The organism is Clostridium sp. D53t1_180928_C8 (assembly GCF_015667795.1).
In the GTDB taxonomy this organism is placed as follows: domain Bacteria; phylum Bacillota; class Clostridia; order Clostridiales; family Clostridiaceae; genus Clostridium.
This window is the reverse complement of record NZ_JADPEL010000039.1, coordinates 1-12,853: the sequence shown is the minus strand read 5'-3', so window position 1 is coordinate 12,853 and position 12,853 is coordinate 1. Positions and strand designations below refer to the sequence as shown.

Annotated in this window: 13 protein-coding genes; 9 read left to right on the top strand and 4 right to left on the bottom strand. The window is 27.3% G+C overall.

The annotated features are described in order from the left end of the window. Positions 1–11 precede the first annotated feature (11 nt). The 3 genes from I4V51_RS16195 to I4V51_RS16185 all read left to right on the top strand — a co-directional run bounded on the left by I4V51_RS16195 (position 12) and on the right by I4V51_RS16185 (position 3,857). Entirely contained in the window at positions 12–752 is a 741-nt protein-coding gene (locus I4V51_RS16195) for an N-acetylmuramoyl-L-alanine amidase (RefSeq protein ID WP_195989476.1), read from the top strand. Positions 753–947: 195 nt separating this feature from the next. Continuing rightward, positions 948–1,586, top strand: a complete 639-nt coding sequence (locus tag I4V51_RS16190) for a hypothetical protein (protein ID WP_195989475.1) — start codon at positions 948–950, stop codon at positions 1,584–1,586. 270 nt (positions 1,587–1,856) lie between these two features. After that, positions 1,857–3,857, top strand: coding sequence for a YgiQ family radical SAM protein (locus tag I4V51_RS16185; protein ID WP_195989474.1), 2,001 nt, complete (start codon positions 1,857–1,859; stop codon positions 3,855–3,857). Between the two features lie 70 nt (positions 3,858–3,927). Here the strand turns inward: I4V51_RS16185 and I4V51_RS16180 are convergent, their stop codons facing one another. Next, positions 3,928–4,083 (bottom strand): hypothetical protein, encoded by a 156-nt coding sequence (locus I4V51_RS16180; RefSeq protein WP_195989473.1) that lies wholly within the window; start codon positions 4,081–4,083, stop codon positions 3,928–3,930. Between the two features lie 163 nt (positions 4,084–4,246). Here I4V51_RS16180 and I4V51_RS16175 point away from each other — a divergent pair, with 163 nt between their 5' ends. The 3 genes from I4V51_RS16175 (at position 4,247) to I4V51_RS16165 (ending at position 6,906) form a co-directional block, all read left to right on the top strand. Then, the gene (locus tag I4V51_RS16175) at positions 4,247–4,396 is read left to right on the top strand and encodes a hypothetical protein (protein WP_195989472.1); all 150 of its coding nucleotides are present in this window, start codon (positions 4,247–4,249) and stop codon (positions 4,394–4,396) included. Between the two features lie 30 nt (positions 4,397–4,426). Beyond that, a complete protein-coding gene (locus tag I4V51_RS16170) occupies positions 4,427–4,576 on the top strand; it encodes a hypothetical protein (protein ID WP_195989471.1) in 150 nt (49 codons plus the stop codon). Positions 4,577–4,806: 230 nt separating this feature from the next. Next, positions 4,807–6,906 carry a sodium-translocating pyrophosphatase gene (locus I4V51_RS16165; protein WP_195989470.1) on the top strand — a complete coding sequence of 700 codons (2,100 nt, stop codon included), beginning with the start codon at positions 4,807–4,809 and terminating at the stop codon, positions 6,904–6,906. Between the two features lie 36 nt (positions 6,907–6,942). On the opposite strand, the gene I4V51_RS16160 is transcribed toward I4V51_RS16165, so the two are convergent. Further along, the gene (locus tag I4V51_RS16160; RefSeq protein ID WP_195989469.1) at positions 6,943–8,115 is read right to left on the bottom strand and encodes an amidase domain-containing protein; all 1,173 of its coding nucleotides are present in this window, start codon (positions 8,113–8,115) and stop codon (positions 6,943–6,945) included. Between the two features lie 168 nt (positions 8,116–8,283). Here I4V51_RS16160 and I4V51_RS16155 point away from each other — a divergent pair, with 168 nt between their 5' ends. From I4V51_RS16155 to I4V51_RS16145, 3 genes are all read left to right on the top strand, one after another. Next, entirely contained in the window at positions 8,284–9,216 is a 933-nt protein-coding gene (locus I4V51_RS16155) for a metallophosphoesterase (protein ID WP_195989468.1), read from the top strand. Positions 9,217–9,281: 65 nt separating this feature from the next. Next, positions 9,282–10,025, top strand: a complete 744-nt coding sequence (locus I4V51_RS16150) for an SDR family oxidoreductase (RefSeq protein ID WP_195989467.1) — start codon at positions 9,282–9,284, stop codon at positions 10,023–10,025. 32 nt (positions 10,026–10,057) lie between these two features. Then, positions 10,058–10,465 carry a hypothetical protein gene (locus I4V51_RS16145; protein WP_195989466.1) on the top strand — a complete coding sequence of 136 codons (408 nt, stop codon included), beginning with the start codon at positions 10,058–10,060 and terminating at the stop codon, positions 10,463–10,465. 137 nt (positions 10,466–10,602) lie between these two features. On the opposite strand, the gene I4V51_RS16140 is transcribed toward I4V51_RS16145, so the two are convergent. Beyond that, positions 10,603–12,117: a HAMP domain-containing sensor histidine kinase gene (locus I4V51_RS16140; protein WP_195989465.1), complete on the bottom strand. Its 1,515-nt coding sequence runs from the start codon at positions 12,115–12,117 to the stop codon at positions 10,603–10,605. Further along, entirely contained in the window at positions 12,107–12,793 is a 687-nt protein-coding gene (locus tag I4V51_RS16135) for a response regulator transcription factor (RefSeq protein WP_195989464.1), read from the bottom strand. Before I4V51_RS16135 ends, I4V51_RS16140 begins: the two co-directional genes overlap by 11 nt. Positions 12,794–12,853: the final 60 nt, after the last annotated feature.

Here is a 12,853-nt window from a genome sequence, read left to right as displayed (position 1 = left end):
ATGGAGGAATAATGAGAAAAAAATTTTTTATATCTTTAATATTTATATTAATTATATTCAATTTAATTACATCAATATCTATAAAAGCTTATAAATTAGATGAAAAAGGTGAGGGGTTTAAGGTATGTATAGACCCAGGGCATCAAGGGAAGGGAGATAGCAAAGTGGAACCTGTTGCACCAGGTTCTAGTAATAAAAAACCAAGAGTATCATCAGGAACAGCTGGAGTTGCAACAAAAAGGGCAGAACATGTTGTGAATTTAGAAGCATCAATGATATTAAAGGATTTATTAACTCAAAAAAACTATAATGTGATTATGACCAGAGAAACTGAAGATGTTAATATTAGTAATGCAGAGAGGGCTGAAATTGCTAATAATGCAAATGCGAATATTACAATTAGAATTCATTGTGATAGCGTTAATGATGGTGGGAAAACTGGAGCTACAATTTTAGTGCCATCAAAAGATGGTCAGCATACTAAAAATATTTATTGTGAAAGCAATAGATATGCTGAAATTTTAAAGCAAAAATTACAAGATAATAATGTTAAGGTTAATGGAATATTTGAAAGAAGTGATATAACAGGATTTAATTGGTCGAGAGTACCGGTAGTTATATTAGAAATGGGATTTATGAGTAATTATAACGAAGATAAGATGTTATCAGATCCATCATATCAAAAACTTTTAATGGAATGTGTTTCACAATCTATAGATAAATATTGTGAAGAACTTTCAAAACTTGATTAAATATAAAGCTACATAGTTTTTGTAGCTTTATATTTAAATTTTAGGGGGAGGGAGATGGGGAAATAGTAATAAAAATATAAATTATGGATAAAATAATGTTATAAATCATAATCATAAATATATAAAAAGAAGTTTTATATATACAAATGTACAAGCTAAAAGAAACAATAATCTATAGTGTTGGGAGGTGTAGTCTTGAAAAAGTATGATTTAATTTATTATTGGCAAAATTATTTAATGAATCAAGATAATGTGGATATTAAACCTAATGCATATGTATTAAAGTTTTCTTTAATAAACTCTTATAGTAGAGATTTCTTTTGTAACTGGTATTCATTTAAATCAACACAAGAGCTTATTGGATTTATTAAGTTTGTTGTAATACCATCAACTTATATAACTAAAGCCTTTGGAAGAGCAGAAGATACCATATTTTTAGATGCATTAGACGATTATGAGACTATAGATCTTATTGAAGAAACTGATAATAATGAAAAGTATGATATTTTAAGAGAGATAAGACATGATTATGAAATAGTAAATAATTTAAGAAATAATTTTACTTTAGATAAATTGAAAAAATTTGTTAATATAACAAATTCAAGAGGTAATAAAACATTTGGAATATTTAGTAAGTTAGAGTTCTTTAGGACTGTAAATGATATAGGAAAGGAACTTGTACGGGAATTTGAGGATGATAATATGCTTGATGAATTAGAAAATCATATGGATTTAAATAAAAATCAAATATTAGCATTATTTGAAGGTATAGATAAAAACCCATTTATGCTCAAAAGATTAGGAACCTATTTAAGTAATACATTATCATTTTAAAACAACATAAATTTACAGAAAATAAATCTTGATAAAAATTTCTTATAGTAAATAAGAAAAGTTAAATCAAGTTTTATTTTTTTTATTTAAAAAGAATTAAAAGATTTAAAATTATATATTAGGAAATAATTAAGTTATAAATAAATATTATGGTAATTTCACACGAAGTATTAACAAGAATAAAATTAGATGGTATATTAATAGATGTCGAATTATAAGAAAAAGTATTTTAAATAGATGCGAAAAGAAAATGATGAAAGATGTGATTAAATGAATAATAAATTTTTACCTATAAGTAAGGCTGATATGGAGGAAAGAGGTTGGGAACAATGTGACTTCATAATTGTAACAGGAGATGCATATGTTGACCATCATAGTTTTGGTACTGCAGTTATTTCTAGAGTATTGGAACATGCAGGATATAAGGTAGGTATTATAGCTCAACCTGATTGGCATAATACAGATGATTTTATGAAGCTTGGAAGACCTAGACTTGCATTTTTAGTTAATGCGGGAAATATGGATTCTATGGTTAATCATTATACTGTAAGTAAGAGAGTAAGAGAAAAAGATTTATATTCTCCAGGTGGGAAAATGGGTCTTAGACCTGATAGAGCAACTATAGTTTACTGTAATAAGATTAGAGAAGCATATAAAAATATAAATATTTGCATTGGTGGAGTAGAAGCAAGCCTTAGAAGATTTGCTCATTATGATTATTGGGCTGATAAAGTTAGAAAGTCAATATTAACAGATAGTGGAGCTGATCTTTTAATATATGGAATGAGTGAGAAGCAAATTGTAGAGGTTGCTAATTATTTAAATGAAGGATTTGATGCAAAGTACATAAGACATATACCAGGAACATGTTATTTAGCTGATAGCTTAGATGAAATATATGAAGATCATATTGTAATTCCTTCATATAAAGAAGTTTCTAGTGACAAAATTAAGTATTGCGAAGCTTTTAAGGTTACATATCAAGAACAAGATCCTATGAGAGGAAGAACCATAGTTCAAGATCAAGGTGATAAATTCCTAGTAGTAAATAAACCAGAAGTTATTTTAAATAGAGAAGAATTAGACGCTGTTTATGATTTACCATTTACAAAAGAGTATCATCCTATTTACGAACCAATGGGAGGAATTCCAGCATTAGAAGAGGTTAAGTTTAGTATAGTAGGATCAAGAGGATGCTTTGGAAATTGTTCATTCTGTGCAATAACATTCCATCAAGGAAGAGCTGTTCAAAGTAGAAGTAAAGAATCAATAGTAAAAGAAGCAAAAGAAATGACAGAGATGAAGGATTTCAAAGGATATATTCATGATGTTGGTGGACCTACAGCAAACTTTAGAAAACCAGCATGTAAGCACCAATTAACTATAGGTGCATGTAAAACTAAACAATGTTTAAGTCCAGGCGTATGTAAGAATATGGAGGTAGATCATAAAGAATTTATAGACGTACTAAGAAGTGTAAGAAGTTTACCTAAAATAAAAAAGGTGTTTGTACGTTCAGGAATAAGATATGATTACGTAATGGCTGATAAGGATGATACATTTTTTAAAGAGTTAGTTGAACATCATGTAAGTGGTCAATTAAAAGTTGCACCAGAGCATGTATCTGAAGAAGTATTAAAACATATGGGAAAACCGGCAGGAAAGACTTATGAGCAATTTAGACAAAAGTTCTTTAAATTAACTGAAAAAGCTGGGAAGAAGCAATATATTATTCCATACTTAATGTCAAGCCATCCAGGAAGTACATTAAAGGAAGCAATAGAACTTGCAGAATATTTAAGAGATATAAAATATCAACCAGAACAAGTACAAGATTTTTATCCAACACCAGGAACTTTATCAACTACAATTTTCTATACTGGTTTAGATCCTATAACAATGAAGCCTGTATATGTTCCTAAGACTAAGGAAGAAAAAGCTATGCAAAGAGCACTTTTACAGTTTAGCAATCCAAAAAATTATAATATAGTTTATGATGCGTTAATGAAGGCTGGAAGAGAAGATTTAATAGGTAATGGACCTAAGTGTTTAATAAAATCTAAGGAGCAAAGATATAAAGAATCACATGGATTAGTTAGACCAAAATCTAAGGGGAATTCAAAAGGTAAAAATTCTTCAAGAAAGAATGGAAAGCAAAGTAGTAAAAACTCTTCAAATAAAGAAAGAAGCAATAATTTTAAACAAAATAAAGATTCCAGAAATACTAAAAACAATAGAAGTTCTAAAGGGAAGAAGAGTAGAACACGTTAATAAATAATGCAAAAAAAGGTATAGTAAATATTTTTTACTATACCTTTTTATAAATAAATATTTAAAATATTTAAGTAAGGGAGCATTTTTTACAAATATTAATGGTATTACCCTCTTCATCTTTTTTAGTCCAAACTAATTTTACTCTTTTTCTACCACATATAGGACAAGTTCCTCTCCAGTTAGGAAGTGTTTTAATGTATTTTCCACGTTTCTGTTTACTCATTTTTCATCTCTCCTTTCATTATGTTAAATTATATTAATAAAAAAAATTTTTTATTACTAAAAATAAAATTAATTTAATGTAAGTTTTTGAAATTAATAACTCGAATAAGTTTTATAAAAAGCCATAAAATAATAGTATCAAAAGATAAAAGGAGGTTGTAACAATGAAGAAGTTAGATACACTTTTAAGCCGAGACGTGGCAAAAAGAATGATTATTGACGGTGAGCCTTGGGATAAAATAATAGATACAACACATTTAAGATTAAAAGATTTAAAACGTATACAAAGAGATGAAATAGATCCTAAATTTTAATTAACTTTATAGATTGTGTAAGGAGAAGCTATGAAAAATAAAAGAGAATATACTAAGGAAAATTACTTAAAGAATGGAGTAAAATCTCAAAATAATAATCCTAAAAACCAATATATTACTACAATAGAAGAGCCTGCACTAAATGAAAGTGGTATTGAAGCTAAGAAAAAGGGATTTTAATTATATAAATTACAATAAAGTTTATAAGCAATATAAAATATATTATTTTTATGATAATGGTATATTTTGTATTGCTTTTTAATATTTTAAAAACAAAGGTCTATTTAAATTTTATTTATTAAATTAATGTCATAATATCAAGAATATTGATTATTATTTAAATTCTATTATGTAAATAGAATGATTATAATAAAGTATAAAAATTATTTTAAAAGAGGGGGAGAGAAATTATGAACTTAATAGTTTTTGCACCAGTAGGCGCCAGTTTGGCATTAATTTTTGCTGCATTTTATACTTATACAATATTTAAAGTTGATGAAGGTACAGATAGGATGAAGTACATTGCAAGTAGCATAAGAAAAGGAGCAAATGCATTTTTAAAGCGTCAATATAAAGGTGTTGGAATATTTTTTGCAATTATGTTTATTATTTTATTTATATTAGCTCAATTTAAATTTGTGAGTATTTTTATGCCATTTGCATTTTTAACTGGAGGTATTTTTTCAGGATTAAGTGGATATTTAGGAATGAAAATTGCTACCAACTCTAATAGTAGAACTGCAAATGCATGTACTAAAAGCTTAAATAGTGGATTAAGAGTAGCATTTTCAAGCGGAGCAGTAATGGGATTAATTGTTGTTGGATTAGCATTAACTGATTTAAGTATTTGGTATTTTATTTTAAATTGGTATTATGGCTCAATTCCAGTAGATCAAAGAATAACTATAATAACAACAACAATGTTAACGTTTAGCATGGGTGCATCATCAATGGCTCTTTTTGCAAGAGTTGGTGGTGGTATATTTACAAAAGCAGCTGATGTAGGTGCTGATTTAGTTGGAAAAGTTGAAATTGGTATTCCGGAAGATGATCCAAGAAATCCAGCTGTTATAGCAGATAATGTAGGTGATAACGTAGGTGATGTAGCCGGCATGGGAGCAGACCTTTATGAGTCATATGTGGGGTCAATCTTATCATCTTGTGCATTAGCTGTAGCAGCAGGTTTGTCAGTAAATGGTGCTGCAATTCCTATAGTGATTGCTTCTATTGGAGTAATGGCTTCAATAGTTGGTAGTTTTTTTGTTAAGTCTAAAGAAGATGTATCACAAAAAGCATTGTTAAGTGCATTAAGAAGAGGAACATATTTTTCTGCAATAGTTATTGCTATAGCATCTTACTTTATAGTAAATAACATTTTAGGAAGAGAAAATATTGGTGTTTATTTCTCTATTTTATGTGGTCTTATTGCAGGATTATTAATTGGGTTCTTTACTGAATATTACACTAGCGATAATTATAGCCCTACAAAGAGTATTGCAGAGTCATCAAAAACAGGACCTGCAACTGTAATAATAACTGGTTTATCAGTAGGTATGAAGTCTACTGCAGCGCCTGTTATTATTATAGGGTGTTCTATCTTAATTAGTTTTGTTGCATCAGGGGGATTTAATAATTTTAATATGGGGCTTTTTGGAATAGCAATATCATCAGTAGGAATGTTATCTACTTTAGGAATAACTTTAGCTACTGACGCTTATGGTCCAGTTGCAGATAATGCAGGTGGTATAGCAGAGATGGCTGGATTACCTTCAGAAGTAAGAGATAGAACAGATGCATTAGACTCTTTAGGAAATACAACAGCAGCAACAGGGAAGGGATTTGCAATTGGATCAGCTGCATTAACAGCATTAGCATTTATAGCAGCATATAAAAATTCAATTGAACAAATGGCTACAACTAATAATTTAGCATTTGAATTTGATTTATCAATATTAAATCCTCAAGTTTTAATTGGGGCATTTATTGGTGCAATGGTTACTTTCGCATTTTCATCTTGTACTATGAGTGCCGTTGGAAGGGCTGCAAGTAAAATAGTTGTAGAAGTAAGAAGACAGTTTAAAGAAATAAAAGGATTAATGGAAGGAAAAACAGAACCAGATTATGCTTCTTGCGTTGATATTTGTACAAAATCATCTCAAAAAGAACTTCTTGTAATTGCTGCAATAGCAATCATAAGTCCATTAGCAGTTGGTATAATTTTAGGACCTAATGGTGTTGCAGGACTATTAGCTGGAGCAACTATTTGTGGATTTGTTTTAGCCGTTATGATGTCTAATTCAGGGGGCGCTTGGGATAATGCCAAAAAGCATATAGAAGCTGGTAATTTTGGAGGTAAGGGTTCAGAATGTCATAAGGGTGCAGTTGTTGGAGATACAGTTGGAGATCCATTTAAAGATACTTCAGGACCAGCTATTAATATATTAATTAAATTAATGTCTATAGTTTCTATTGTATTTGGCATGGTAATTTTAAGTTTCCATATATTCTAAAATATTAAAAAAAGCGAAGAGTTTCTTCGCTTTTTTTTAATAGTGAACATCAATAAAATGGAATTTAATATTACTATTGCTCCATCCTAAATCATAAGGTACTAGCATTCTATCGGTATTATGACAAGTTACTAATGGATAACCTTTAGAATCTAATCCAGTAACAGTAGAAACATGAGTTATTCTTCCTTTCTTTTCATAAGCAACAATATCTCCAGGTCTAAGATTAAAAGAATCTTTATATGTATCGCAATAGTATCCTTTTGCAATGTATGAGCCACGACCACTATTTATTAAATAGTTTTTAAAGCCTTGGGCATTAACCCATGCCTTTGTAGCACTTTTATTACAGTAATTCCATATATCATTTTTTTTAAATCCGCCACCTTCAAACATAATTTGAGAAGCAAAATTAGCACAATCTCCACCATCAGGATTAAAATTTTTATATTCTTTATTATATTTAAATAAATGTTCCTCATTATCACTAATACCACAGTATTCATGTGCGTAGTCAATAGCTTTTTGAGTTCTTTCATCTATTGTAAAATCTGGTTTTTGGTGAGATAAAATAGTAGTTTTAATTTCAGAACAATTTATATTGTCAAGTTCTAATGAATCAGCTAATGGATCAGTATACCATTCTTTTATAATTATATATTTATCATTATCTTTTTTTAAATTTATATAATGACATGTTCCGAGTTTAAAATAGTTTTCAATATTAGGTTGATCCTCGTAGCTGTAAGAAAACTTTGTACACGCATAACAAATAACATTGTATGTATCCTTTTCTATTTCCTTAACTTTTGAAACTTTAATTATTGAATTTATCTTTGTAAATGAAACACATTGTTTCTCACACCAGTTAGTAAAATATTTAGTTTTAGTAACTTCATTTTCATAAGCCCATTTTCCAACTTTTTTATCTAAATCATAAAATTCTTTTAAACCTTCACAATCTCTAGTTAATATAGCTGAATTTCTATTTAAAAAGATGTTTTCTATTAAAGGTTGAAATTGTTGTTTTAATTCATCATTACCATCATTTTCACTAGAAAAATTAGTTGATTCTTGCTGAAATGTATAAATACTATTTTCAGAAGAGTCTAATGCTTTTACAGTTAGACAGCTTAAATTTGATAAAATTAAAATAAATGAAGTTATCTTATATAAAAATTTATTTCTTTTTAGTAATAAGTTATTCATTTTAGTTACTCCTTATTTTTCTTTTGTTATTTCAGAAAATTAATATATAAATAAGTCTTATTATAGTTTGTGCTATCAGTTCAAATTTTATATAAATAATTATAAAAATTATCAAATAGCAAATTAAATTCATAATATAACCATATAATATTGAAAAATGGGGATTATATGTCAGAAAAAGAATTAAGAGATATTTATGATAATGGATTTACTTTAGAGTTTAATAATGATAGTAAAATTGTATTAATTTCAGATGTTCATAGAGGCGATGGAACATATGCAGATTCTCTTTTGCCAAATAGAAATATATATATAACAGCATTAAAATATTATTTGAAAAATAATTATACTTATATAGAAGTTGGTGATGGAGATGAATTATGGAAAAATAAGAATTTTAATGAAATAGCCTATTTTTATGATGATATATATAAATTATTTAATAAATTTAAGAGTAAAAATAATATTTACTGTATTTATGGTAATCATGATTTCATTAAAAAACAAAAAAATTTCATTAAAAAACAAGAAAAAGCTTTAAGAAAAATAGGTGCTAATTATGGTGAAGAGTTTATTAAATTTATAAATAACAATGAATATTATGCAGGAATAAATTTATTATACAAGCCGCTTCAAGAAAAGATAGTAGTAACTCATGGACATCAAATAGATTTTTGTAATAATGAAATATGGAAGGTAAATGAGTTTTTAGTTAGATATATATGGAGATTTTTAAATGGTGTAGCTGGATTTAAAGATCCAACAAGATCAGCAAAAAGTAAAACTAAAAGAAGTAGAGTAGATATAAAATTACAAAATTGGGCTAGAGATAATTGTACAATGATTATTTGTGGTCATACACATAATAGCAGGTTTCCAGATTTATACGATCCACCATATTTTAATAATGGATGTTGTGTTTATCCCGTTTCAATTACTGCTATTGAAATAGAAAAAGGAAAAATAGAATTAGTAAAGTGGATAATAGATGCACAAGATACAGGCTCTCTTTGGGTAACTAGAAAAATTATTGCAGGTCCTGCAGATATTTCAGCATATTTACAATATGCTAAAGAGGAAAGATTAAGAAGAAATAAATAATATATTATTTTGATATAAATGTAAATTTAAATTATAATATAAATAAAACTAGAGAGGAGAAAATAATGAGCAATTTAACAGGGAAAGTTGCACTTGTTACTGGTGCATCACGTGGAATTGGAAAAGCAATAGCAAAAGAGCTAGCGAAAAATGGAGCTAGTGTTATTATAAATTATTCTAGAGATTATGAAGGTGCTAATTCGACCTTAAAAGAAATAAAGGAATTAGGTGGTTACGCTAAAATAATAAAAAAAAATATATCTATAAAAATGGAATGTAAGGAACTTATAAAAGAGGTTGTTGATACATTTGGAAAAATTGATATTTTAATTAACAATGCAGCAAAATCAGAAATTGGATTATTTATAGATGTTGATGATGACAATTTTGATATGTTGATAAATACTAATCTTCTAGCACCTATGTATTTATCAAAATATGCATTAAATTATATGATATCAAAGGGGTATGGTAATATAATTAATATTTCATCTATTTGGGGTGAGGCAGGTGCATCTTGTGAAGTTGTATATTCAACTACAAAGGGTGGATTGAATTTATTTACTAAATCATTATCTAAGGAAGTCGCACCTTTTGGAATAAGAGTAAATTCAATAGCACCAGGTGTTATAAATACAGAAATGAATAATTTTTTAAGTGAAGAAGAAAAAAATCAATTAATAGATGAAATTCCAATGAGTAGATTTGGAGAGGTAAGTGAAATTGCAAAAGCAGTTCTATTTTTATGTAATGATGATTGTAAATATCTAACAGGACAAATTATTAGAGTTGATGGCGGATTTCTATAATATGTAAAGCTATAATAAAAGTGGTGATTAATGTGATAAAGATAAAAATAGATAAAAATAGATCTAATGAACCAGTATTTAAACTTGGATTTAAAGAATTAGATGAAAAAGAAAGTAGATTTTTAAAAAGAGCTTTAATAGATGGAAAGGAAATAAAGGGCACATATAAATATGAAATTCCATTAAAATATTTTATTCCAATAATTAAAAATCTAGATAAAAATAATATAAAAATAGATAGATATAGTAAATTAGCATATTTAGAGTTTTCAGATGATTTTGATGAAAATTATTACTATATTTTAGAGGCAAACGCAAAGTTTATGAAAAAGTGGAGAGAAGAAGGATGTCCTAATATTTTTAAGGTAGAAGTTGATAAAGAAACATTAGAAGTGAAAAAAGAAATAGTATTTAAAAAGATAGATCGAGTTTACATTTAAATAAAAGAAGAAGTAGCTTTAAAGAGAAAAGAGAATAAGTAAGAGAGAAGAGAGAAGGAATAATTCAGTTGAGATGAATTTAAAATATATGTTTTAACCTTAACTTTTCTCTCTTTATTCTTACTTAATTTGTAATTTTATTCAAAATCTTCGGTTATTATTAGGTCTTGTTTTTTTAGTGTGAATTTAAATATAACGCTATTTTGACCATTATTTATTGAAAAATCACTGTTATGAAGAGTTAAAATTCTTTTAACTGTAGCTAAACCAAGACCGTAGCTATTCTTACTTCTATCTCCAGATTTATCAAGCCTATAGAATTTTGCAAAAACATTATCAAGTTCTTTTTCGGGAATAGTAATTCCATGATTTTCAATCGAAATTGAATATACTAGCTCGCTTTCAAAAACAGAAATAATAATGGTATTTCCCCTAGGAGTATATTTTATTGCATTAGATAATAAGTTTTGAACAACTCTTTCTAATGTCATAATATCCCCTTCTACATATGCATATTGAGGTAAATTAAAAGCAACTTTTAATTCTTTATTTTGCAGTTCTAATGCAAACTTCTTCACCATTCCTTGAAGTAATCTTACTATATTAAATGATTCTAAATTAAGATTAATAGTATCTGATTCAAGTTTAGATAAATCAAGCATATTTATTAATAAAAGATTCATTTTAGTTGCTTCATCTATTATTGTTTCAAGGTATGCTTCGGCATCTTTACCAGACACTATTCCGTCTTTTAAACCTTCTGCATATCCACTGATTATTCCAAGAGGTGTTTTTAAATCATGACTTACACTTGATACAAAGTCTTTTCTCATATTTTCAAGATTTCTTTCTTTTTCTATATCTCTTTCTAATTGGAGATTTTTTTCTTGTAATGTCTGCAACGAATTTTCAAGATTAGATGATAAAAAGTTAAGTGTATTAGCTAGACTTCCAATTTCATCATCAGAAGTTACTTCACATTTAGCCTCAAAATCAAGGTTTGACATTCGTTTAGCAATATTGTTTAAATTAATAAGTGGTTTACTTATTAATTTAGAATAAATTCTTGATAAGAAAATTGCTAAAATTAAAAAACCTATAAATATATAGAAATAAAAGCTGCGAATTACAGTTGCGGCCTCTTTTATTGGCTGAACTGATGATACTGAAATAAGTATAGAATCGTTTTTGCTTTGTAGAGACATTGGTGAAATTATTCCTATTTTTTTATATGAGCTATATCTATTAGTAAAGATAGTACTTTGTATTTTATTAGTCCTTAAAACTTCTTCAATTAACTCATGTTCAGATAATAACTCATTACAAAAGTCAGTAAGAGATTTCATATCATCAAAATTATTATCATCAAGATATGATAAGTATTTAAGTTTTCCATCTAAAGAAAAAATAGCAATACGTGAATTGTTTTTTTCTTCACAATTTAATAAAGCATTTTTTAATGCATCAGTATCGAAATTTTGATATGAATATAATGTGTTAATTCGCTTAACATCAAGTATTAATGATTCAGTTTTTTTGGATAAATAAAATTCTTCAAAAAACATATTTTGAAATAAAAAAGTTAATAAAAATACTACTGATATAAGACCAAAAGTTATTAATGTTATTTTTTTTGAAATACTATTTTTCATTTTGGACCTCAAATTTATAACCACTTCCTCTAACAGTTACAATATAATTAGACTTTGTGCCGAGTTTTTCACGTAATCTTTTAATATTTGTATCTACGGTTCTTAAGTCACCATAATAATCAATTCCCCAAACATTATCTAGAATAACATCTCTGCTTAAAGAGATACCCATATTATCAGATAAGTAAACTAATAGTTCAAATTCCTTTGGAGAAAGTGTTAAAGCTTCATTATTAATTTTTACTTCGTGAGCTAATTTATTTATAGTTAATCCATTATAGTCTTGAGTAGGATTAAAGTCATCATCATCAGAAACAGTTCTTTTTAATAAAGCCTTAATTTTAGCAATTAAAATTTTAGGAGAAAAAGGCTTTGTTACATAATCATCCGCACCCATTTCATAGCCAAAGAGCTTATCCTCTTCTTGACCTTTAGCTGTTAAAAGAATTATTGGAAGATTAGACACTGTTCGTATAGTTTCTAAAACTGTTATTCCATCAATTTTAGGCATCATTATATCTAAAAGTATAAGATCAACTTTATTGCTTTTAAAAACAAATAATCCTTCATCACCATCAGAAGCCTCTAAAATATTAAAACCTTCTGCCTTTAAATAATCTCTTAAAAGAAATCTTATTTTTAATTCATCTTCAATTATTAATATTGTTTTATTCATAATGCCTCCCTTAAAAATAGTTTATTAAATAAATTATAAAACATTATTATTTAATTATAA